This window comes from Pseudaeromonas aegiceratis (assembly GCF_046254905.1).
In the GTDB taxonomy this organism is placed as follows: domain Bacteria; phylum Pseudomonadota; class Gammaproteobacteria; order Enterobacterales; family Aeromonadaceae; genus Pseudaeromonas; species Pseudaeromonas aegiceratis.
On sequence record NZ_CP158016.1, the window covers coordinates 782,147 to 802,500 of the forward strand.

At 64.3% G+C, this 20,354-nt stretch carries 21 protein-coding genes (1 of these 21 cut by a window edge); 11 read left to right on the forward strand and 10 right to left on the reverse strand.

Annotated elements, in window-relative coordinates:
* Positions 1-129: 129 nt before the first annotated feature.
* The 8 genes from rplU to folA all read left to right on the forward strand — a co-directional run bounded on the left by rplU (position 130) and on the right by folA (position 5,889).
* On the forward strand, positions 130-441 hold the full coding sequence (rplU, locus tag ABHF91_RS03915; protein WP_345012639.1) for a 50S ribosomal protein L21: 312 nt from the start codon (positions 130-132) through the stop codon (positions 439-441).
* Positions 442-456: 15 nt separating this feature from the next.
* Complete coding sequence (gene rpmA, locus ABHF91_RS03920; protein ID WP_345012641.1) at positions 457-714, forward strand: 50S ribosomal protein L27; 258 nt, start codon at positions 457-459, stop codon at positions 712-714.
* Positions 715-772: 58 nt separating this feature from the next.
* Positions 773-1,699, forward strand: a complete 927-nt coding sequence (locus ABHF91_RS03925; RefSeq protein WP_409422168.1) for a DMT family transporter — start codon at positions 773-775, stop codon at positions 1,697-1,699.
* A 55-nt stretch (positions 1,700-1,754) separates the two neighbouring features.
* On the forward strand, positions 1,755-2,927 hold the full coding sequence (cgtA, locus tag ABHF91_RS03930; protein WP_409422169.1) for an Obg family GTPase CgtA: 1,173 nt from the start codon (positions 1,755-1,757) through the stop codon (positions 2,925-2,927).
* A 54-nt stretch (positions 2,928-2,981) separates the two neighbouring features.
* A complete protein-coding gene (locus tag ABHF91_RS03935; RefSeq protein WP_409422170.1) occupies positions 2,982-4,055 on the forward strand; it encodes an FUSC family protein in 1,074 nt (357 codons plus the stop codon).
* An 87-nt stretch (positions 4,056-4,142) separates the two neighbouring features.
* Positions 4,143-4,937, forward strand: a complete 795-nt coding sequence (locus ABHF91_RS03940; protein ID WP_409422171.1) for a threonine/serine exporter ThrE family protein — start codon at positions 4,143-4,145, stop codon at positions 4,935-4,937.
* Positions 4,934-5,401 carry a threonine/serine exporter family protein gene (locus tag ABHF91_RS03945; RefSeq protein WP_409422172.1) on the forward strand — a complete coding sequence of 156 codons (468 nt, stop codon included), beginning with the start codon at positions 4,934-4,936 and terminating at the stop codon, positions 5,399-5,401. The genes ABHF91_RS03940 and ABHF91_RS03945 overlap by 4 nt, the downstream gene beginning before the upstream one ends.
* Before the next feature lie 2 nt (positions 5,402-5,403).
* Positions 5,404-5,889, forward strand: a complete 486-nt coding sequence (gene folA / locus ABHF91_RS03950) for a type 3 dihydrofolate reductase (RefSeq protein WP_409422173.1) — start codon at positions 5,404-5,406, stop codon at positions 5,887-5,889.
* A gap of 14 nt (positions 5,890-5,903) precedes the next feature.
* Here the strand turns inward: folA and ABHF91_RS03955 are convergent, their stop codons facing one another.
* The 6 genes from ABHF91_RS03955 to lptD are packed head-to-tail and all read right to left on the reverse strand — an operon-like array spanning position 5,904 to position 12,570.
* The gene (locus ABHF91_RS03955; RefSeq protein WP_409422174.1) at positions 5,904-6,731 is read right to left on the reverse strand and encodes a symmetrical bis(5'-nucleosyl)-tetraphosphatase; all 828 of its coding nucleotides are present in this window, start codon (positions 6,729-6,731) and stop codon (positions 5,904-5,906) included.
* 12 nt (positions 6,732-6,743) lie between these two features.
* Positions 6,744-7,115 (reverse strand): Co2+/Mg2+ efflux protein ApaG, encoded by a 372-nt coding sequence (gene apaG / locus ABHF91_RS03960; protein WP_409422175.1) that lies wholly within the window; start codon positions 7,113-7,115, stop codon positions 6,744-6,746.
* 2 nt (positions 7,116-7,117) lie between these two features.
* Positions 7,118-7,930: a 16S rRNA (adenine(1518)-N(6)/adenine(1519)-N(6))-dimethyltransferase RsmA gene (rsmA, locus tag ABHF91_RS03965; RefSeq protein ID WP_409422176.1), complete on the reverse strand. Its 813-nt coding sequence runs from the start codon at positions 7,928-7,930 to the stop codon at positions 7,118-7,120.
* Entirely contained in the window at positions 7,923-8,915 is a 993-nt protein-coding gene (pdxA, locus tag ABHF91_RS03970; protein ID WP_409422177.1) for a 4-hydroxythreonine-4-phosphate dehydrogenase PdxA, read from the reverse strand. Before pdxA ends, rsmA begins: the two co-directional genes overlap by 8 nt.
* Entirely contained in the window at positions 8,915-10,219 is a 1,305-nt protein-coding gene (gene surA / locus ABHF91_RS03975) for a peptidylprolyl isomerase SurA (protein ID WP_409422178.1), read from the reverse strand. Before surA ends, pdxA begins: the two co-directional genes overlap by 1 nt.
* A 29-nt stretch (positions 10,220-10,248) precedes the next feature.
* Positions 10,249-12,570 carry an LPS assembly protein LptD gene (lptD, locus tag ABHF91_RS03980; RefSeq protein ID WP_409422179.1) on the reverse strand — a complete coding sequence of 774 codons (2,322 nt, stop codon included), beginning with the start codon at positions 12,568-12,570 and terminating at the stop codon, positions 10,249-10,251.
* 132 nt (positions 12,571-12,702) lie between these two features.
* On the opposite strand from lptD, the gene ABHF91_RS03985 reads away from it, so the two are divergent.
* The 3 genes from ABHF91_RS03985 to djlA are packed head-to-tail and all read left to right on the forward strand — an operon-like array spanning position 12,703 to position 15,193.
* A complete protein-coding gene (locus tag ABHF91_RS03985; RefSeq protein WP_409422180.1) occupies positions 12,703-13,692 on the forward strand; it encodes an aminoglycoside phosphotransferase family protein in 990 nt (329 codons plus the stop codon).
* A complete protein-coding gene (murU, locus tag ABHF91_RS03990; protein ID WP_409422181.1) occupies positions 13,680-14,366 on the forward strand; it encodes an N-acetylmuramate alpha-1-phosphate uridylyltransferase MurU in 687 nt (228 codons plus the stop codon). Before ABHF91_RS03985 ends, murU begins: the two co-directional genes overlap by 13 nt.
* The gene (gene djlA / locus ABHF91_RS03995) at positions 14,366-15,193 is read left to right on the forward strand and encodes a co-chaperone DjlA (RefSeq protein WP_409422182.1); all 828 of its coding nucleotides are present in this window, start codon (positions 14,366-14,368) and stop codon (positions 15,191-15,193) included. The genes murU and djlA overlap by 1 nt, the downstream gene beginning before the upstream one ends.
* Positions 15,194-15,201: 8 nt before the next feature.
* Here the strand turns inward: djlA and ABHF91_RS04000 are convergent, their stop codons facing one another.
* The 4 genes in view from ABHF91_RS04000 to rapA are tightly spaced (at most 33 nt apart) and all read right to left on the reverse strand, a layout consistent with a single transcriptional unit that may run on beyond the window.
* Positions 15,202-16,152 (reverse strand): D-2-hydroxyacid dehydrogenase, encoded by a 951-nt coding sequence (locus tag ABHF91_RS04000; RefSeq protein WP_409423077.1) that lies wholly within the window; start codon positions 16,150-16,152, stop codon positions 15,202-15,204.
* A 15-nt stretch (positions 16,153-16,167) separates the two neighbouring features.
* Entirely contained in the window at positions 16,168-16,911 is a 744-nt protein-coding gene (locus ABHF91_RS04005) for a DUF3530 family protein (protein WP_409422183.1), read from the reverse strand.
* 24 nt (positions 16,912-16,935) lie between these two features.
* On the reverse strand, positions 16,936-17,598 hold the full coding sequence (locus tag ABHF91_RS04010; RefSeq protein ID WP_409422184.1) for an RluA family pseudouridine synthase: 663 nt from the start codon (positions 17,596-17,598) through the stop codon (positions 16,936-16,938).
* 33 nt (positions 17,599-17,631) lie between these two features.
* Positions 17,632-20,354, reverse strand: partial view of an RNA polymerase-associated protein RapA gene (gene rapA, locus ABHF91_RS04015; RefSeq protein WP_409422185.1) — the 3' portion only. 154 nt of this gene lie beyond the right edge of the window; only the last 2,723 of its 2,877 coding nucleotides appear in the window; its start codon lies off the right edge, out of view — the gene reads right to left on this strand; it ends in the stop codon at positions 17,632-17,634.

Consider the following 20,354-nt stretch of genomic DNA (forward strand, 5'->3'; position numbering starts at 1 on the left):
AATTGAACTTTTCCGGCAGATCCCTCTTGCCACCCCCAGGCAAGTTGCGTAGAATGCGCGCCCATTGTCATTAAGTTTTTGTGTACCTGATTGCGTTGGCAAAAACAGGTGCCGTATTGGAGTTTGAACATGTACGCGGTTATCCAAAGTGGCGGAAAACAGCACCGTGTCGCTGAAGGTCAGGTAGTACGCCTGGAGAAGCTGGAAGCAGAAACTGGTGCCACCATTGAGTTCGATAAGGTCCTGATGGTCGCCCAAGGCGAAGACGTTAAGGTGGGTGCTCCCTTCGTGGCTGGTGGCAAGGTCACCGCTGAAGTGGTTGCTCATGGTCGTGGCGACAAGGTGCTGATCGTTAAGTTCCGTCGTCGTAAGCACCACCGTAAGCAACAGGGCCACCGTCAGTGGTTCACCGAAGTCAAGATCACTGGCATTTCTGCATAATAGGAGACCCAAGAGATGGCACACAAAAAAGCTGGCGGTTCTTCTCGTAACGGCCGTGATTCCGAAAGTAAGCGCCTGGGCGTGAAGCGTTTCGGTGGTGAGTCTGTTCTGGCTGGTAACATCATCGTTCGTCAACGTGGTACCAAGTTCCACGCTGGTGTGAACGTAGGCCTGGGCAAGGATCACACTCTGTTCGCCCTGGCTGACGGCAAGGTTCAGTTCGAGGTGAAGGGTCCGCAGAATCGTAAGTACGTCAGCATCGTTGCTGAGTAATTCCGGACTGGTTAAAAGAGGCCCTGCCATTGGCGGGGCCTTTTGTTTTGGGTAGCCCATGCAAGAACGCCCCGCTTTAGGTTTTGTCCTGGCCTGTACCACCATGTTGTTGTGGGGTGCCTTGCCTATCGCCTTGCACCAGCTGCTGGCGGTGCTGGATCCCTTTACCCTGACCTGGTTCCGCTTCTCCCTGTCCGCCCTGCTGTTGGGCGCCGGCCTGGCGTGGCGACAGGGGTTGCCCAGTCTGACCCACCTGTTGCGGCACAAGGGGCTGCTGGCGGTGGCGGTGTTGGGGTTGGGGCTCAACTATCTGTTCTGCCTGCTGTCGCTGCAGCGGCTGGATCCGGAAAGCTTCAATGTCTTGATCCAGCTGGGCCCCATCTTGCTGATGCTGATGAGTGTCTTGCTGTATCGGGAGACCTTTACCCGGGTGCAGCAGTTAGGGGCCTTGCTGTTGCTGGTGGGGCTGATACTGTTTTTCCATGACCGCTTGGCTCTGCTGGTATCCCAGCTGGCCGGCGAGAGCCTGGGGATACTGTTGGCCATAGTGGCTGCCAGCTGTTGGGCCTGCTATGGTCTGGCTCAGAAGCGCCTGATCCAGGGGGTGCCGGCGCAGCAGGTGATGCTGGTGGTGTATCTGGCGTGTGCGTTGGCCTATCTGCCCTTCTCTGCCCCCGCCGAGCTGATCCCCATGTCCGGCACCCTGTGGTGGATCTTGCTGTTTGCCAGCTTGAATACGGTGGTGTCGTATGGGGCTTTTTCTGAGGCGTTGTGCTTCTGGTCGGCCACCAAGATCAGCGCCGTGCTGACCCAGGTACCGCTGGTGACCATATTGCTGAGCCAGCTGCTGGAGATGTTGTGGCCTGGCTTTGCCCGGCGGGCACCGGATGGCTGGGCCATCCTGGGGGCCTGTCTGGTGGTGGGCGGCGCTCAGCTGACGGTGCTGGGCAATGGGCTGTTGGATTATCTGCGTCGCCGGGCGTGAGGTTGGTTCTCTTTAATGGCATCCGGTGAGACCGGGTGTAAGGGGATGTGAGTGTATGAAGTTTGTCGATGAAGTGCTGATCCGGGTCGAAGCCGGGGATGGTGGCAACGGCTGTGTCAGTTTCCGCCGTGAAAAATATATCCCCAAGGGGGGACCGGATGGTGGCGACGGTGGTGATGGCGGCGACGTCTATCTGCTGGCCGACGAGAACCTCAACACCCTGATCGACTACCGTTTCGAGCGTTTCCATGCCGCCGGACGGGGTGAGAATGGCCGTGGCGCCAACTGTACCGGGGCCCGTGGCGCGGATCTGGTGTTGACCGTCCCGGTCGGCTCCCGGGCGCGGGATGAGGATACCGGCGAGATCCTGGGGGATCTGACCCAGCACGGTCAGAAGCTGATGGTGGCCAAGGGCGGTTTCCACGGTCTGGGCAACACCCGCTTCAAGAGCTCGGTCAATCGCGCGCCGCGGCAGAAGACCAACGGCACCCCGGGGGAAATCCGCCAGCTGCGTATGGAGCTGCTGCTGCTGGCCGACGTGGGCCTGCTGGGGCTGCCCAATGCCGGCAAGTCTACCTTCATCCGCGCCGTGTCGGCGGCCCGTCCCAAGGTGGCGGACTATCCCTTCACCACGCTAGTGCCTAACCTGGGGGTGGTGCGGGTGCAGTCCCAGAAGTCCTTCGTGGTGGCGGACATTCCCGGCCTCATCGAGGGGGCGGCCGAAGGGGCCGGTCTGGGGATCCGCTTCCTCAAGCACCTGGAGCGGTGCCGGGTGCTGCTGCACCTGATCGATATTCTGCCGGTGGATGGCTCGGATCCGGCGCAAAACGCCCAGACCATCATCCACGAGCTGGAGAAGTACAGCCCTGAGCTGGCGGCCAAGCCCCGCTGGCTGGTGTTCAACAAGCTGGATCTGGTGTTGCCGGAAGAGGCGGACGAGATCATAGCGCGGGTCACCGAGGCGCTGGGCTGGGAAGGTCCCGTCTACCGTATCTCAGCCTTCAACAAGGAAGGCACGGATCCCATCTGCTACGACGTCATCAAGTTGCTGGAAACCCTGCCGCAGCTGAGCGAGGTGGCGGCACAGCAGCCTGACCGGGTCGAATTCATGTGGGATGACTACCACAAGCAGGCCATCCAAGCGGCCGAGCAGGAGGTCGACGACGACGATGATGACGATGACTGGGACGAGGATGATTACGACGTAGAGATCATCTACACCCGTTAAGCTCGGAAGCCCTCCGCCTCGCGGAGGGCTTTTTTGGTTCTGGAGTTGGTTCCCATGAGCGTATTTGCTCCTGCCTCGCCCCTGGCGCGCTTCATCTACCGCCACATCCGTGTCATTCACGTCTTCAAGATCTCCTTGGCGCTGCTCATCGCCCACCTGATCAACGACCTCTATCCGGTGCCCTATTTCGCCTGGACCTCGGTGACCATCGTCATCATCATGCTGACCCTGCCGCAGGTCGGCGGCACACTGGAGAAGTCGTTGCAGCGGGTGGTGGGCACCATACTGGGGGCGCTGTACGGCATCCTGATCCTGAGCCTGACCGCCAACCCGGCGGTCATCGCCGGCCTGACCCTGTTGGGGATCGCTCTCACCGCCTACCGCGCCAGTGGTCGCATGGGGTATTCCTACCTGGTGGCGGGCTTTACCCTGATGATCGTCATCGACGGTGGCAAGCAAGGGATGACGGAGGCGGTCTGGCGCACCGGCACCATCCTCTTGGGCTGTTTCATCGCCGTGGCGGTGTCCCAGCTGGTGTTGCCGTTGCGGGCCCGCAACGAGTGGCGCTGGCTGCTCTCCGACAGCCTGATGCGGATGGCCAAGGTCTGGCAGATGCACCTGTCCACCAACGTGCACCGGCCGCTGCGCACCCGCAGCCTGTTGTCCGGTATCGATCAGCGGGTGCAGCGGCAGAAGGGACTGCGCCGCTCCGTGACCCTGGAGAGCCGGCGGCTGCGGCGCTTTGATGGCGAGATAGGTGAACTGATCCAGGCCCAGGCGCGCTGTCTGCTGCTGTTGGAGTTGCTGGCCCAGACCCGCTGGGAGAACAGTGCCAGCGCCCTGAGCATTCAGCGGCATTACGCCATCAGCCTGCAGGCCAAGCAGATGGGGCAGCAGCTGTTGGCCCTGGCGGCGTTTTGTGCCGGGGAGAGTCCCTTCCTGCCGCCCAAGGATGACGGCGGTCTGCAGCGGCTCAAGCTGCAGATGCAAGAGGAGCTGGCGGGGGATGCGGCCGGCTTCAATGCCCAGGGCTATGCCTGGCTCATCTACCAGATGGGATTGCAGATCAGTCTGCTGACAAGCCTGATCCACCGCATGGCGGGGGAGAACGTTTTGCGGCACACTTAATGCTAGGTTGGCCTGTGCCCAGGGCTGGCCGGTATACTCGTGCGGCTGACTCTGTCAGTTGCTATCGACACGTTCAGGGATGAGCCCATGTCACAGACCCGTGAAAATTTAAGCCGCGACGCCCAGACCGAGGTGACGCGCGTCATCGTCAAGGCGGCGCAGATGCTGGCCTCCTGCGGCGCCGAGAGCCGCATCATAGAGCAGACCACCACCCGCCTGGGCCTGGCCCTGGGGGTGGAGAGCGTGGAGATGGCCATCACCCCCAGCGCCATCATCTTGACCACCCTCAACCACGGCTCCTGCATCACCACCACCCGCCGCATCCATGAGTTCGGCATCCACATGGGGGTGCTGTGTGCCATTCAGCGCATCTGCGTGCTCACCGAGCGGGGCCTGCTGGAGAACGTCAACGACGTGCGTCGCCATCTGGAGGAGATCCGCCCCTACCGGTATAACCGTTACCTGGTGGTGCTGATGATAGGCCTCTCCTGCGGCAGCTTCAGCCTGTTGTTCGGTGGTGACTGGCCGGTCTTCGGGGTCACCTGCGTGGCGGCCGCCGTGGCCATGTGGGTGCGTCAGCAGTTCGCCGCCCACCACTTCAGCCCGCTGCTCAATTTCGCCGCCACCGCCTTCGTCTCCACCGTGCTGGCCAGTTCAGCCATCATGTTCGGCTGGGGCGAGAAGCCGGAGCTGGCCATGGCGGCCTGTGTGCTGCTGTTGGTGCCGGGTTTCCCCCTGATCAATGCGGTGTTTGATGTGGTCAAGGGCTACTACAACATGGGGCTGGCCCGCTGGCTCACCGCCACCATGCTGACCCTGAGTGCCACCACCGGCATAGTGCTGGCCATGAAGCTCACCGGGGTGTGGGGGTGGCAGCCATGAGGGAGTTTCTAATCCTGGCGCTGTGGGATGCCTTCTGGTCGGCCATTCCGGCGGTGGGCTTTGCCATGATCTTCTCGGTGCCGCCCCGCTTCCTCAAGTACTGCGCCATGGGCGGGGCCTTCGCCCACAGCCTGCGTACCATCCTTATCCATTGGGGCATGCCCATCGAGTGGGGCACGCTAGTGGCCAGTGCGGCGGTGGGCCTGCTGTTTGTCTATGTGGCACGCCGGCAGCTGGTGCCCAGACCCGTGTTTACCGTGGCCTCCATCATCCCCATGATCCCGGGGAAGTATGCCTTCAACACCATCATCGCCGTGATGACCATGAACAACGAGGGGGCCAGCAGCCACCTGATCAGCGCCGCCATCGAGAATGGCCTGCAGACCCTCTATATCCTGGTGGCGCTGAGCTTCGGCCTGGCGATCCCGCCGCTTATCCTGTTCCGGAACCGACCCATAGTATGAGCATGAAAATCTCCCTGATCGTCGCCATGGCCCATGACAGAGTCATAGGTGCCGACAACGCCATGCCCTGGCATCTGCCGGCGGATCTGCGCCATTTCAAGGCCGTGACCCTGGGCAAGCCGGTGGTCATGGGTCGCCGCACCTTCGAGAGCATAGGGCGCCCCCTGCCCGGCCGGCGCAATCTGGTGATCACCCGGGATCCGGCCTGGCAGGCGGACGGTGTGGCGGTGGCAGGCAGTCTGGAGCAGGCGTTAGCCGCCGTGGCGGGCTGTGACGAGGTGATGATCATCGGCGGTGGCCAGCTCTATGCCCAGGCCCTGGGGTTGGCCCATTGTCTCTATCTGACCCACATCGATCTGGCGGTGGCGGGGGATACCCGCTTCCCGCCCTACGAGCAGCTTGGCTGGCACTGTATCGCCTCAGAGGCCCATGAGCCGGATGAGAAAAACCCCTATCCCTATCGCTTCGAGACCCTGATCCGCGCCTAGCGGCGTTCCCGCGGTCAGTCCCCGCTGGCGTAGGCGGGGCAACCCAGGGAGAAGATGGCCCTGTCTTCGTAGCGCAGCAGCGTCAGGCTGTTGCCCCAGACGCAGCCCGTGTCCAGGGCATAGATCTCCGGCACCTTGCAGTTACCCATCAGGGCCGCCCAGTGGCCAAACAGCAGGGTAGGCTCGTGTTCGGCACGGGGCCGCAGCTCGAACCAGGGCCGCAGGCCGGGGGGCGGTTGGGTTGGCGAGCCCTTGGCGCGGTAGTCCAGCCGACCATCGGGATAGCAGAAGCGCATCCGGGTGTAGCAGTTGATGATGTAACGCCAGCGGGGCAGGCCCGCCAGGCGATCATCCCAGTGGGCCGGCTCGTTGCCATACATGTGGCTCAGCAGCCAGTCGGCATGGTCGCTCTGCAACAGGGCCTCCACCTCCCGGGCGGCCTCCCGGGCATGGTCCAGATCCCATTGGGGGGACAGGCCGGCGTGGCACATCATCAAGGGGACCCTGGGGTGTTCGGCCAGCAGGGGGCGGTGGCGCAGCCAGTCCAGCAGTTCCTCCTTGTCCGGGGCGGCAAACAGGGCCTCCAGCTTGTCTTTCTTCTTGGGCTGGGCATGGCCGGATGCGGTGGCCAGCAGGTGCAGATCATGGTTGCCCAGCACAGTGGTGGCCTGCGCGCCCAGTCCTTTCACAAAGCGCAATGTCTCCAGGGACTTGGGGCCCCTGGCCACCAGATCGCCGGTGAGCCACAGCTCATCGTGGCGGGCGTCAAAACGCGCCAGCGCCAGCAGGGCCAGCAATTCGTCCAGGCAGCCCTGAACATCTCCAACACAATAGATAGCCATACAACCAGACGCTTAATGCAGCAGATGGGGAACGGCCAGGGTGAACAGGGGGATCTCGGCCTTGAACAGGCCACCCTGCTGATCCTGGAATTGATAGAAGCCGGTCATGAAGCCCAGCGGGGTGCGCAGGGTGACACTGCTCTGATAGTCGAAGGTCTCGCCGGGGGCGATGAAGGGCTGCTCCCCCACCACCCCGGGGCCGCGCACCGTCTGCTGCTGGCCGTCACCGTCGGTGATCAGCCATTCCCGCTCCAGCAGCTGGACCCGCTCCTCTCCCTGATTGACTATCTCGATGTGATAGGTGAAGCAGTAGCGGGCCTCGTCTGCATTCGACAGCTCGGCCTGATACTGGGGGGTGGCGCGGATCTGCAGACGGCTTGGCATGCTTATCCTTCTTGGTGGTCGGTCAGCCAGTTGGCGATGTCCACAAACTGGGCCAGGGAGAGGTTCTCTGGTCGCAGAGTAGGATCTATGCCCAGCGCGGTCAATTGCTCCGGCGTGATGAAGTTGCGGAAGCAGTTGCGGATGGTCTTGCGCCGTTGGCCGAAGCCTTCGGTGCAGACCCGGGACAGGTGGTTGAGGTTCTTGGCCGGGAAGGGCAGGGTCTCGTGAGGCACCAGGCGCACCACCGCCGAGTCCACCTTGGGTGCCGGCTTGAAGGCCTCGGGGCCCACTTCCAGCACCGGGATCACCTTGCAGTAGTAGTGGGCCATGACGCTCAGCCGGCCATAAGCCTTGCTGCCGGGGCCGGCGGCCAGCCGCTCCACCACTTCCTTCTGCAGCATGAAGTGCATGTCGCTGATCTGGGGCGCCGTCTCCAGCAGGTGGAACATCAGCGGGGTGGAGATGTTGTAGGGCAGGTTGCCGAACACCCGCAGCCGGCGGCCCGGCTGGGCCAGGGCGGAGAAGTCGAAGCGCATGGCATCGGCCTCGTGCACCACCAGCTTGTCCTTGAGGGTGGGGTGCTCCCGCAGGCGGGCGGCCAGATCCCGGTCCAGCTCCACCACCTGCAGCTTGTCCACCTGGGAGGCGACCGGCTCGGTCAGCGCCCCCAGGCCCGGACCGATTTCCACCATGATGTCTTCTTTTTGCGGGTGAATGGCCGAGACGATGGCATCTATGGTGTAGTCGTCGTGAAGGAAGTTTTGGCCGAAGCGCTTGCGGGCGCGGTGGCCCTGGTGAACCTTGTCGTTACTCATTGCGTGTACTTACCATGCTGATGGCCTGCTGCAATGCGGTGAGCAGGCTGCCCATGTCGGCCTGGCCGCGACCGGCCAGCTCGAGGGCGGTGCCGTGATCCACCGAGGTGCGGATGAAGGGCAGGCCCAGGGTGATGTTGACGGCTCGTCCAAAGCCTTTGTATTTGAGTACCGGCAATCCCTGGTCGTGGTACATGGCCAGCACCGCATCGGCGTGGCGCAGATATTTGTCCTGGAACAGGGTATCGGCGGGCAGGGGCCCCACCAGATCCATGCCCTGGGCACGTTTTTGTTCCAGCAGCGGCTCGATCACCTCGATCTCTTCTTTGCCCATGTGGCCGCTCTCCCCGGCATGGGGATTGAGGCCGCAGACATAGATGCGCGGCTTGGCCAGACCGAACTGGCGCTGCAGATCCTGCTGCAGTATGTCCAGGGTGCGCCCCAGGCTGGCCTGGGTGATGGCGGCGGAGACATCCTTCAAGGGCAGGTGGGTGGTGGCCAGCGCCACACGGAGCCCCTCTGTGGCCAGCATCATCACCACCTGATCGCACCCGGCCAGCTCGGCGAAGAACTCGGTGTGGCCGCTGAAGGGCACGCCGGCATCGTTGATGATGCCCTTGTGCACCGGGCCCGTCACCAGGGCGGCAAACTCGCCGGTCAGGGCGCCCTCGGCGGCCCGCTGCAGGGTCTGCAGCACGTAAGGGCCGTTGGCGACGTTGAGCTGGCCCGGGGTGACCGCGCCTTGCAGCGGCACCGGCAGCACCGTCAGCACGCCGGCCGGTTGGGGGCGCGCCGGCTGCGTCGGATCATAGGTCTCGAACTGCAGGGTGCGGCCCAGCAGGCGGGCCCGCTCGGCCAGCAGCTGGGGATCGGCCACCACCACCAGGGCCACGGGCCAGGCCTGATCGGCCAGCCCCAGGATGAGATCCGGGCCTATGCCGGCGGGTTCCCCCGGGGTGAGAACGAGGCGTGCGACGGGTTCCATCAGGCCCCCTTGTGTTCGTCGATGATGTTGACGTAGGCGCCATCGCGCAGCTCATCCATCCAGCCTTGGGACTCTTCGGCAAAGCGACGGTTGTAGATGAGCTGATAGGCGCGGTTCTCCATGGCCTGGCTGGTGGCGTCCTGGACGCGGCGATCTTCCACCTCGACGATGTGCCAGCCGTGTACGGTGCGGAACGGGTCGCTCACCTGGCCTACCGGCAGCTTCTTCACCATGGCGCTGAACTCGGGCACGTACATGTCCGGGCTGGCCCAACCCAGCTCGCCGCCTTGTACCGCAGAGCCCGGATCTTCGGAGTACTGCTGGGCCAGCTTGGCGAAGCTGTTCTTGCCGGAGCGGATGTCCTGGGCCAGACCGGCGAGGATTTCCTTGGCCTTGTCATCGGTCAGTATGATGGAGGGCTTGATCAGGATATGGCGGGCCTTCACCTCCATGCTGGTGACCTGCTGCACCCCCTTGGTCTCGAAGATCTTGACGATGTGCAGGCCGGCGCCGGAGCGCAGCGGGCCCACCACGTCGCCCTGCTTGGCGTCCTTGGCGGCCTCGGCCAGCAGGGTGGGCATGGCTTCCAGGGTCAGCCAGCCCCAGTCACCGCCCTGCAGGGCCTTGGGCCCGGCGCTTTCGGCGATGGCCAGCTGCTTGAAGTCGGCCCCCTTCTTCAGGGCGTCGATGATCTGGGCCGCCTTGCTGGCCACCCGCTGCTGTTCATCGCTGTCGGCTGAAGGGGAGAGGGAGAGCAGTATGTGGCCCACATGGTATTGCTGCTGCTTGTCGCCTTGCTGCTGCAGCAACTTGACCACCTGCTGCACCTCCTGTTCGGAGATGTTGATGCGCTGGCGCATCTGGTTGCGTCGCACCTCGCTCATCAGCATCTCCCGGCGGAACTCGTCGCGGAACTGGGCCGGGCTCTGGCCGTCCTGCTCGGCCTGCTTGAGCAGGGCGTCGACGCTGGTGTTCTGCTCGGCGGCCATGGAGGCGATGGCCTGATCCAGTTGGGAGTCGGTGACCTGCAGACCCTGCTGATCCGCCAGCTGCAGCACCAGGCTGTCGCCGATCAGACTCTCCAGGGCTTGCTTGCGCAGCTGCTCGTAGGGGGGCAGGGACTGGTTATGCCGCTGGGCATCCTTTTGTACCTTGTTGAGCAGGTTGTCCAGCTCGCTTTGCAGAACCACGTCCTTGTTGACCACGGCCACGACCCGGTCCAGGGGTTGCGGTGCGGCGTGGAGGCTCAGACTACCCAAGGCCAGCAGGGCTGCGCTGAACCAGTGGAAAAGGGGTTTCTTCATATCGATGACTTCCCGGTGGTGGCCGATGATTAATCGTTGAGGTTAAACGGGCGGCTGTAAGGCAACAAGCGGGTATCCAGCGTAAAGTCGGTACCCGAGCCGATGCTTCCCAGCCCCTTGAGTTCAAATTGCAGGCCCAGCTTGTTTTCGGTCTCGGCGGTCAGGCTGGCGTTATCCGGCCGGCGATGGCGTTCGAAGGCCAGGTTGATGCTCCAGCAACAGGCGTCGTAGCGAACGCCGAGCAGGGAGTCTAGGTCGGTGCCTTCCTGCACATCCATGTAGTGGGCACCGATGAGCTGCCAGTGGTCCGCCACCGGCAAGCGGGACAGCAGGCCCAGCTGGCTGATGTCGGTGACCGAGTCGGGATCATTCAAATCCAGGTTGGCCTCCCGCACATAGCGGTAGTTGATCTGACCCAGCCACTGCTCCTGCTGGTATTCCACGGCGGCGCTGCCGGCGGAGAAGCGGTTTTGCTGGGTGTCGTACTCCACCCCGGTATGGCCGAACCAGTGGTGCAGGGGCCGCACGTCGCCGCGGAAGGAGAGCAGGGAGCGGGAGTTGGTGCTCACCACCTCCTTGGGGTAGAAGGTCACCCTGGGGGGGGACAGATCGTAGGACTGGCCCAGGGTCAGGCGCACCCGCTCAGTACCCTCGGCATCAAACACCCGGCTGGTGGCCCCCACGCTCACCCGGTTGGCATCGCTGATGCGGTCCAGGCCGGCGTAGCGGCGATCGCTAAACAGGCTGTAGTACTCCTGGCGCATGGTGGTGGTGTCATACAGGCCGATATTGTCCTGGTTGCGGTAAGGCACATACAGATACTGGAACTGGGGTTCCAGGGTCTGGGTGAAGGGCCGGTTCTGCCAGTAGTCCTGGCGATCGAAGATCAGCTTGCCGGCGACCCGCACCGACGGCAGCGTCCGGTTAACCTGCTCGTCCAGATGATTGAGTCCCAGGGCCACCAGGTTGCTGTCGTAATCATCCGGCAGCTGTTGCTGGTAGTGGGTGTACATCAGACGGAACTGGCTGTCGAGCTGATAGCCGGGGGCGGCCAGCAGCGGCAGGTTGAATTGGGGCTCGATGTGGAAGCGCTGGCCGCGGTAGAAGTTGCTGCTTTCGTGATCGAAGTTGGACAGCTCCGTCTTCAGTGCCAGATCGTAACCGCTGGCGGGAAAGTAGGCGTTGAAGTTGAGGCGCGGCAGCAACTTATGGGGGAGCACGGCGTCGGCCAGCAGGATCTGGTAGTCCCGCGCCTCGCCGGTAAGGTTCCAGTTGGGCTGGTAGTAACCCAGGGTCAGGGACTGCTGCAGCTGGTTGTCCACCAGGGTGCCCACCGAGGGGGAGAGATCGTTGAAGTAGTTGTAATCCTTCTCCGTGACCCGGGTATAGTTCACCTTCAAACGCAAGGCATCATCCATGGCCTTGGTCTGGTGCTCTATGTTGATCAGCCAGCGGCTGGCGTCATCCATCTTGCGATCATCCCCCAGCCATTCGCCATACAGGCTGCCTTGGCTGCCCTCCCACGGCAGGTAGCGGAACTCGCTCCGGGCCATGGTGCCACGCTCCTGGATGTAGCGCGGGGTGAAGGTCATGTCGTAGTTGGGGGCGATATTCCAGTAGATGGGCTGGGCGAAGTCCACCCCGTCGCGATTGGAGTAACCCATGGTGGGGTAGAGCAGGCCGGACTTGCGCTCATCCTTGATGGGGAAGCTCATGTAGGGCACGTAGAAGATGGGGACATCCTTGATCCAGAGGCTGGCATTCCAGGCCTCACCGAACACCTCGTCCTGATCCAGCGAGACCTCGCTGGCCTTGAGCTTCCACATCTCCTGCCCCAGGGGACAGGTGGTGAATTCGGCGCCGCTGAGTTTCACCGAACTCTCTTTTTCGTTGAGCTGGATCAGCTTGGCCTGGCCGCGGGCCGGCGAGCCGTGCAGCTGGTAGCTGGCCTGGCTGATGGTGGACTCCCGGCTGTTGAGATCCCCCTTGAGCTCGCCTTGGCTCACCAGGGTCACGCTGCCGTCCTTGTAGCGGATATCGCCGTGGGCGGTGACCTGCCGGGTCTGCTGATCCAGCTCTGTGTACTGGGAGCTGAACTGCTTGAGGCCCTGCTTGACCTCTACATCCCCTTGATAGACGGCCTTGCCCTGCTGGGTGGCTTCGGCGCGGTCGGAGGTGACCTCCACCGGTTGGGCCTTCTCGTTGTCATCGGCCTCCACCAGGGGCGGCACATTGGGATAGCAGCGCTCGTCAAACACCCCGGCTCCCAGCTGCAGTTGCGCCAGTGCGGCGGGTGCCCAGAGTACAGAGGTCAGCACGAGGGCGGTGAAACCTGTGGAGGGGTTGCGCATCGTCCGAATTGGTCCTTGCAGGGGCCCGGGCCGCCGAGGGGCTTGGTTGTGCTTTGCCGGGCATTACATTATGTTAGCCGCTTATGATAATGCATTCTTTGTGTCAGGGCTAACGGCCCGCAACAACTCATCATGAGCCAATCCAGACAGACCCTCTTGACCCACTGGGCCCGCCAGCAACTGGCGGATCCTACCCTGCAACTGACCCTGATCTCCGGCGATGCCAGTTTCCGCCGCTACTACCGCGGCGGCGGCCTCATCTGGGTGGATGCGCCACCCCAGACCGAGAAGAATGCGGCCTTTATCCAGGTGGCCGAGGCCCTGGCCGCCGCTGGCATACCGGCCCCTCGGGTGCGCCAGGCGGATCTGCAGCAGGGCTTCCTGGCGTTGACGGATCTGGGAGATCGGCAGCTGCTGGCCGAACTCAATGATCAGACGGTGGCGGCCTGGTACGCCAAGGCCATCGCCCTCTTGCCGCGCATCGCCCAGCTCCCCTTGGCGGCCCAGCTGCCGGCCTTCGATGCCGACTTCATGGCGGTGGAGAACAGCATCTTCCCGCAGTGGTTGCTGGAGCGGCACCTGGGGTTGTCGCTCTCCCGCGCCGAGCGCCAGCTGCTGGCGGACAGCTTTGCCTGCCTCACCGACAACAACCTGGCCCAGCCCCAGGTGGCCATGCACCGGGATTACCACAGCCGCAACCTGATGGTGGGGCAAGACGAGGCCCTGGCCGTGCTGGATTTCCAGGACATGGTGCGCGGCCCCCTGACCTATGATCTCGTCTCCTTGCTGCGGGATTGCTATATCCGCTGGCCCGCTACCGTGATCCAGGAGGGGCAGGCCCAGGCCTATGACCTGTATCAGGCCGCCGGCCTGCTGGCGGGCTATTCCAAGGACGAGTTTGCCTACGCCTTCGATCTCACCGGGCTGCAGCGCCACCTCAAGGCGGCGGGGATCTTCGCCCGCCTCAATCACAGGGACGGCAAGCCAGGCTATTTGCCGGACATTCCCCGAACCCTGGATTACGTGTTGCAGGTGGCCCAGCGCCATGCCCCCTTGCAGGATCTGGCCCACTGGCTGAGTACCCGGGTGCTGACGCACAAGGAGCTGCAATGCGCGCCATGATACTGGCTGCCGGGCGGGGAGAGCGGATGCGCCCCCTGACCGACAGCCTGCCCAAGCCGTTGCTGACGGTGGGGGGCAAGCCGCTCATCGTATGGCATCTCGAGAAGCTCAGGGCGGCCGGCATCACAGAGATCGTCATCAATCACGCCTGGCTGGGGGACAAGCTCGAGGCGGCCCTGGGGGATGGGCGCCAGTTCGGCGTGCAGATCGCCTGGTCGCCGGAGGCGCCGGGCGGCCTGGAGACCGCCGGCGGCATCCGCCAGGCCCTGCCCTTGCTGGGGGACGATCCCTTCTGGGTGGTGAACGGCGATATCTGGCTGGCGGGGGAGTACGGCCCCTTGCTGTGCCCCCTGGCGCCGGCGGCCCTGGGGCATCTGTGGCTGGTGGCCAATCCGCCCCAGCACCCGGCGGGGGACTTCGCCCTGGCCGAGGGGCTGGTGGTCGGCAAGGCGGCGGGCCGGCCCAGCTACACCTTCAGCGGCCTAGCCTGTTATCGGCCGGCGGCCTTTGCCGGCGAACCACCAGGGCGGGCGCCGCTGCGGCCGCTGTTTGAGCGCTGGATCGCCGGTGGTCAGTTGGCGGGCGCCTATCTGGATCGGGCCTGGGAGGATGTGGGCACCCCGGCACGCTTGGCCGCCCTGGATGGGCGTCTGGCGCAGGAGCAAGGGGCATAATGGGTAAGCTTATCGGTTTCTTGTTGGGCTTTTGGCTGTTGCACCTGCCCGGCGCCCTGCTGGGGCTGTGGATCGGCCACCTTTTCGATCAGGCCTCGCGGCGTCAGCAGGCGTTTGGCTGGCGACGCCAGCCGGATGCCCAGCAGCAGGCGGTGTTCTTGCACACCACCTTCGCCGTCATGGGCCATGTGGCCAAGGGGGCCGGCCGGGTCAGCGAGCAGCAGATCCGCGCCGCCAGCTGGTTTATGGATCGCATGGGGCTGACCGGCCAGGTGCGCACCGAGGCCCAGGACTCGTTTCGCCAGGGCAAGCAGGCGGACTTTCCGCTGGAGGAGACCCTCAGCAGTTTTCGCCATGCCTGCCGTGGTCAGCAGGATCTGCTGCGGGTGTTCCTTGAGGTGCAGCTGCAGGCGGCGTTTTCCGACGGCCAGCCCACGGTGGAGCAGCGTCAGCGCCTGCTGGAGGTGGCGGAGCTCTTGGGCTTCTCCCGCTGGGAGTTGGAGCAGTTTCTGGCCATGGCCCAGGCGGAGTCCAACTTTTCCTCCGCCCGCCAGGGTCAGTCGCAGCGACAACAGCAGCAGGGCCGCGCTTACCAGGCCCCGCCGCGGCGGGATCAGCTGGCCGATGCCTACACCATACTGGGGGTGGCGGCGGAGGTGTCCGACGCCGAGGTGAAGAAGGCCTATCGCAAGCAGATGAGCAAGCATCATCCGGACAAGCTGGCGGCCCGCGGTCTGCCGCCCGAGATGATGAACATGGCCAAGGAGAAGGCCCAGGAGATACAGCAGGCCTGGGAGCTGATCAAACAGGCCCGCGGCATGCGCTGATCGGACGGCTAGTCGACGCGTCTGAGGGCTTCGCCGGCCATAAAGGCCTCCAGGTTGTCGATCAGCTGATCCGCCAGGGTCTGCATGGCCTCATCGCTGGCCCAGGCCACGTGGGGGGTGAGCAGCAGCTTGCCGCCGCGCAGGGCCTGCATCAGTGGGCTGTCCGCCGGCGGCGGCTCCTGGCTCGCCACATCGCAGGCCGCGCCGGCCAGTTGCCCCTTGTTCAGGGCCTCCAGCAGCGCCGCCTCGTCCACTATGCCGCCCCGGGCCGTGTTGATCAGCCAGGCGGAGTCTTTCATTTGCCGCAACTCAGCCGCAGCTATGAGTCCGCGGGTCTCGTCCGTCAGCGGGCAGTGCAGGCTCAGCACATCGGCCTGCCGTAACACTTCCGTAAATGCTGTCCTGCCATCGCCGGCGATGGCGCCCTTGCGCCCGGCCAGCAGCACCCGCATGCCGATGGCCTGGGCTAGCTTGGCCACCGCCTGCCCCAGGCTGCCGCCGCCGATAATGCCTAGCGTCTTGCCGGCCAGATCGTGAATGGGATGGCCTAGGTAGCAAAACTGCGGGCTGGCCTGCCAGGCGCCGCCCTGCAGATCCCGCTGATAGGCCACCAGGTTGCGCGCCAGGGCCAGCATGAGCCCTAGGGTATGTTCGGCCACCGAATGCACCGCGTATTGCTGTATGTTGCACACGGCGATGCCGCGGGCCCGGCAGGCGGAAAGATCGATGTGATCCGTGCCGGTGGCCGCCACGGCGATGAGCCTGAGATCCGGCAGCTGGGCCAGCTGTGCGGCGCTGAGCCGTACCTTGTTGGTGATGGCCAATTGGGCATCCTGCAGGCGGGCCACCACCTCATCGGGCTGGGTCTGGGGATAGTCTTGCCAGTCATGGGCGAAGGCGGGACGACGCAGCCGGATATGTGCCGGCAGGCTCTGGCTGTCCAGGAAGACGATGCGCATGGTCATGGGGTGTCCTTATTGCCAGCCAAGGTGGTGTAGCCAGCCCTTGACCTGATTGGCCCACTGGCCGGGTTGGCGATAGCGCTGCTGCCGCCAGTCCAGTTTGTTGCTGCGCCGCACCTCCAGCTGACGGGCCTGGGCGGCATCCAGCCGCCAGGGATGGGGCGCATCGCGGTAGAGATCCAGCACGGGGACGGGGAGCTGGGCCAGCTCCCGGGCCATCACGGCATTGGCGTCCTTGGCCGGGTAGGCGGCATCCAGCAGCAGCAGGGCATCGGGGGCGGGGAGCTGTTGGGCCGCCAGCAGGCTGGCGAGCCAGGCGGCGCTGCTGCCCTGGGCCACCAGCAGGTGCTGGCCGCTGCTGTCGCCGGCGTTTTTCTGCAGATCCTTCACCTGTTCGGCCCACAGCTGGCGAAATTCCTGCACCTTCTGCTGATCCGCTTCGCTGCCGGGATCCAGGTCCTGCTGGCGGGGGCTGGGCAGCATGGTGAGGGTGTCGAAGCCTTGATCGTTGAGGGCATGGCTTAAGGGCAGCAGCTGGCTGACCTGCTGCCAGTCGGGCAGCAACAGGGCCAGGCCGAGCCGGTAGCCTTGATTGGTCTTGTGCCAGAGGGTGAGCTGGCTGCCCACCTGCTTGGCCTCGCCGTATTGCTGCCAGTCCTGATCCTGCCAGTAGACCTCATCCACGTTCACCTCTTCCTCCGCCAGGGCCAACCAGGGGCACAGCAGCAGTAACAGGACGAGCAGACATCTTGGCATGGGGTCTCCTTACCCGGCAGGCGGCTACATGTCGAAGGGGGCGGGGGCCTCGAAGGTGAGGCGTTCGCCACTCACCGGATGATGGATCTTGAGCAGGGCCGCATGCAACAGCAGATGGGGGGCCGCCTGCTGAATTTGTGGCGGCGCGTAGAGATGGTCACCCAGTATGGGGTGGCCCAGCTCCATCATGTGTACCCGCAGCTGATGGGAGCGCCCCGTGATGGGCCGCAGCCGCATCAGGGTGCGATCGTCTTCCACCTTCTGGCGGATCCAGTGGGTGATGGCGCGGCGCCCGTGTTCATAGTTGACGTGCTGCAGCGGGCGGCGCTCCCAATCCACGCACAGTGGCAGATCGATTGTGCCTTCCCCCTTGGCCACCTGGCCGGCGACCCAGGCGTAGTAGACCTTCTCGGTCTTGCGATCCTGGAACTGGCGGCCCAATGCGCTGGTGGCTTGGGCTGTCTTGGCCATGACGATGACCCCTGAGGTGCCCATGTCCAGCCGATGGACGCAGCCGGCCTCCGGATAGCGGGCCTTGACCCGGGAGGCGAGGCTGTCGAAGTGTTCGGCGGCCTTGCCTGGCACGCTGAGCAGTCCGCTGGGCTTGTTGAGCACTATGATGTGGTCATCCTCGAACAGGATGTCCAGATAGGGCTCCATGGGCGGCTGGTAGATAAAGGTACTCATCGTCTCTTCTGCACACGAGGGGGCAAGGCCCCCTTACTGATGGGTGATCACCACAAAACGGATGGCGTCCAGTTTAAGCTGGGTCTGCTGGATCTGGTGAGTCAATTCGTCTTTGAGCTCCACCAGATGCTGCAATTCGCTGGCTCGCACCGAGGGGTTCACTGCCTGCAGGGCCTGCAGCCGCTGCAGCTCGCCGTCCAGCGCCTGGCTCATGCGCGCCTGGGCGGCGGCAGTGATCTCCGCCACCCGCGGGGCGGCCAGGGTCTCGCCCTGGGCGATGAGGCCGTGGATCAACGCCTGGGAGGCTCCCACCAGCTTGCTGGCCAAATGGCGGTTGATGGGGGTGAGCTGACGGCTCAGGGCCTCGAAGCTCACCTTGGCCGCCAGATCGTTGCCTGATTTGTCCAGCAGCAGCCGGATGGGGGTGGGGGACAGGAAGCGATAGAGCTGGGGATGCACCGCCGATTCGGCGACGAAGATCAGCTCCAGCAAGGTGGTGCCGGCGGGCAGGCTCTGGTTCTTCAACAGGGCCACGGCATTGCTGCCGATCTCGCTGGAGAGAATGAGATCGATGCCGCCGCGGATCATGGGGTGATCCCAGGTCAGGAAGGTCAGATCTTCCCGGCTCAGCGCCGTGTTGCGCTCGAAGGTGACGGTGCAGCCTTCGGCGGGCAGGCCGGGGAAGCTGGGCACCAGCATGTGATCGCCCGGGGTCAGCACGATGGCGTCTTCACCGCGATCGTCCTGGTTGATGCCGATGTCATCAAACAGCTGCAGGGCGAAGCTCACCAGGCTGGTGTCATCGTCCTCCTCGTCCAGCTGGTCCACCAGGGCCTGGGCGGATTGACCGCCGGAGGAGTGGATCTCCAGCAGGCGATCCCGGCCTTGCTCCAGCTTGGCCTTGAGGGCCTGATGCTGCTCGCGGGTCGTCGCCAGCAGAGCGGCCAAGGCGGCGTCATCGTCTCCCTGGCTTGTGGCCAGCAGGGCGAACAGGCTGTCCCGCACTGCCTCAAACACAGGGCGGCCGGTGGGGCAGGTCTGCTCGAAGGCACCGAGCCCCTCGTGATACCAGCGCAGCAACAGGGCCTGGGGGGTGCCCAGCAAATAGGGTACATGTATCTGTACCCGGTTGAGCTGGCCGATACGATCGAGCCGGCCGATGCGTTGCTCCAGCAGATCCGGGTTCAGCGGCAGATCGAACAGAACCAGGTGGCAGGCAAACTGGAAGTTGCGCCCTTCTGAGCCGATCTCGGAGCAGAGCAACACCTGGGCGCCGCCCTCGGTCTGGGCGAAGTAGGCGGCGGCCTTGTCCCGCTCCAGCAGGCTCATGCCCTCATGGAACACGGCCCCCCTTATGCCTTCACGGGTGCGCAGGGCGTTTTCCAGGGTCAGGGCGGTGGCGGCTTCTGAGCAGATCACCAGCACCTTCTCATGGCGGGCGGCCTTGAGCAGCGCCAGCAACCAGTCCACCCGCGGGTCGAAGCGGGTCCAGGAGGCATCATCCCCCTCAAACTGGGCGAAGATCTTCTCCGGGTAGAGGGCGCGCCGCGCCTGGGCTTCGGCGTCTCCGGTGCTGCCGCCCATCATGCCCATCACCCGCGCGGCTGTCTTGTATTGCTCGGGCAGGGGCAGGCCCACGGCGTCCAGCACCCGCTCAGGGAAGCCACTGATGGAGGCCCGGGTGTTACGGAACAGGATACGACCCGTACCGTGGCGATCCAGCAGTTCGCCCAGCAGTTGCTGCCGGCTGAGTTCATCGGGCTGAGCCGGGACCGCCCGCCCCAGGCAATCGCTCAGCACCGCCTGTCGGTCAGCGGTCAAGGCGTCGCCACTGAGCAGCGCCTGGGCCGCATCGGCCACCTGGCCGTAGGACTGCTCCTCGGCCAGGAAGGCGTCGTAATCATAGAAGCGCTCGGGATCCAGCAGGCGAAGGCGGGCAAAGTGACTCTCATGGCCCAACTGATCCGGGGTGGCGGTCAGCAGCAGGACGCCGGGGATCTCCTCGGCCAGGGCTTCGACGATCTGATAGGCGCGGCTGGGGGCCGATTCACTCCACTCCAGGTGGTGCGCCTCATCAACGACCAGTAGATCCCACTGGGTGTCATGAACCTCATCGAAGCGAGCCCGCTTCTTACGCAACCAGTCCAGGCTGCAGATCACCAGCTGTTCACTGTCGAAGGGGTTGTCGGCTTCGTGTGCGGCCTCGACGCAGCGCTCTTCATCAAACAGGGCAAAATGCAGGTTGAAGCGCCGACGCATCTCGATGAGCCACTGGTATTGCAGGGTCTCGGGCACCAGGATCAACACCCGCTGGGCGCGACCGCCCAGCAGCTGTTGGTGAATGATCATGCCGGCCTCGATGGTCTTACCCAGCCCCACTTCGTCGGCCAGCAGTACCCGCGGCGCATGGCGCTGGCCCACTTCCCGGGCGATGTGCAGCTGATGGGGGATCAGGCTGACCCGACCGCCGGCCAAGCCGCGGGTGGGGCTCAGGCGGCGAGCATGCTGGTGGGTGAGGGCCTGATAACGCAGGCTAAAGCGCGACAGCCGCTCCACCTGACCGGCGAACAGGCGATCCTGTGGCTTGTTGAACTTGAGGAAGTTGCTGAGGAACACCTCTTTGAGGCTGGCTGCTTCGCCGGTGTCCTGACGGATGCCATGGTAGGTCAGCAGGCCCTGCTGTTCTTCTACTGTTTCCACCTTCAGCATCCACTCTTCGTGGCTGGTGATGGTATCGCCGGCGTGAAACTGCACGC

Bases quoted from the DNA above. Each gene is read 5' to 3' on its own strand.
- surA (WP_409422178.1), bottom strand. From the start codon at position 10,219: ATGAAGAAACCCCTTTTCCACTGGTTCAGCGCAGCCCTGCTGGCCTTG.
- rpmA (WP_345012641.1), top strand. From the start codon at position 457: ATGGCACACAAAAAAGCTGGCGGTTCTTCTCGTAACGGCCGTGATTCC.
- rsmA (WP_409422176.1), bottom strand. From the start codon at position 7,930: ATGAGTAACGACAAGGTTCACCAGGGCCACCGCGCCCGCAAGCGCTTC.
- ABHF91_RS04005 (WP_409422183.1), bottom strand. From the start codon at position 16,911: ATGCCAAGATGTCTGCTCGTCCTGTTACTGCTGCTGTGCCCCTGGTTG.
- ABHF91_RS03925 (WP_409422168.1), top strand. From the start codon at position 773: ATGCAAGAACGCCCCGCTTTAGGTTTTGTCCTGGCCTGTACCACCATG.
- ABHF91_RS03985 (WP_409422180.1), top strand. From the start codon at position 12,703: ATGAGCCAATCCAGACAGACCCTCTTGACCCACTGGGCCCGCCAGCAA.
- ABHF91_RS03935 (WP_409422170.1), top strand. From the start codon at position 2,982: ATGAGCGTATTTGCTCCTGCCTCGCCCCTGGCGCGCTTCATCTACCGC.
- ABHF91_RS03940 (WP_409422171.1), top strand. From the start codon at position 4,143: ATGTCACAGACCCGTGAAAATTTAAGCCGCGACGCCCAGACCGAGGTG.
- ABHF91_RS04000 (WP_409423077.1), bottom strand. From the start codon at position 16,152: ATGCGCATCGTCTTCCTGGACAGCCAGAGCCTGCCGGCACATATCCGG.
- lptD (WP_409422179.1), bottom strand. From the start codon at position 12,570: ATGCGCAACCCCTCCACAGGTTTCACCGCCCTCGTGCTGACCTCTGTA.
- pdxA (WP_409422177.1), bottom strand. From the start codon at position 8,915: ATGGAACCCGTCGCACGCCTCGTTCTCACCCCGGGGGAACCCGCCGGC.
- folA (WP_409422173.1), top strand. From the start codon at position 5,404: ATGAAAATCTCCCTGATCGTCGCCATGGCCCATGACAGAGTCATAGGT.
- rplU (WP_345012639.1), top strand. From the start codon at position 130: ATGTACGCGGTTATCCAAAGTGGCGGAAAACAGCACCGTGTCGCTGAA.
- ABHF91_RS03955 (WP_409422174.1), bottom strand. From the start codon at position 6,731: ATGGCTATCTATTGTGTTGGAGATGTTCAGGGCTGCCTGGACGAATTG.
- djlA (WP_409422182.1), top strand. From the start codon at position 14,366: ATGGGTAAGCTTATCGGTTTCTTGTTGGGCTTTTGGCTGTTGCACCTG.
- ABHF91_RS04010 (WP_409422184.1), bottom strand. From the start codon at position 17,598: ATGAGTACCTTTATCTACCAGCCGCCCATGGAGCCCTATCTGGACATC.
- cgtA (WP_409422169.1), top strand. From the start codon at position 1,755: ATGAAGTTTGTCGATGAAGTGCTGATCCGGGTCGAAGCCGGGGATGGT.
- ABHF91_RS03945 (WP_409422172.1), top strand. From the start codon at position 4,934: ATGAGGGAGTTTCTAATCCTGGCGCTGTGGGATGCCTTCTGGTCGGCC.
- murU (WP_409422181.1), top strand. From the start codon at position 13,680: ATGCGCGCCATGATACTGGCTGCCGGGCGGGGAGAGCGGATGCGCCCC.
- apaG (WP_409422175.1), bottom strand. From the start codon at position 7,115: ATGCCAAGCCGTCTGCAGATCCGCGCCACCCCCCAGTATCAGGCCGAG.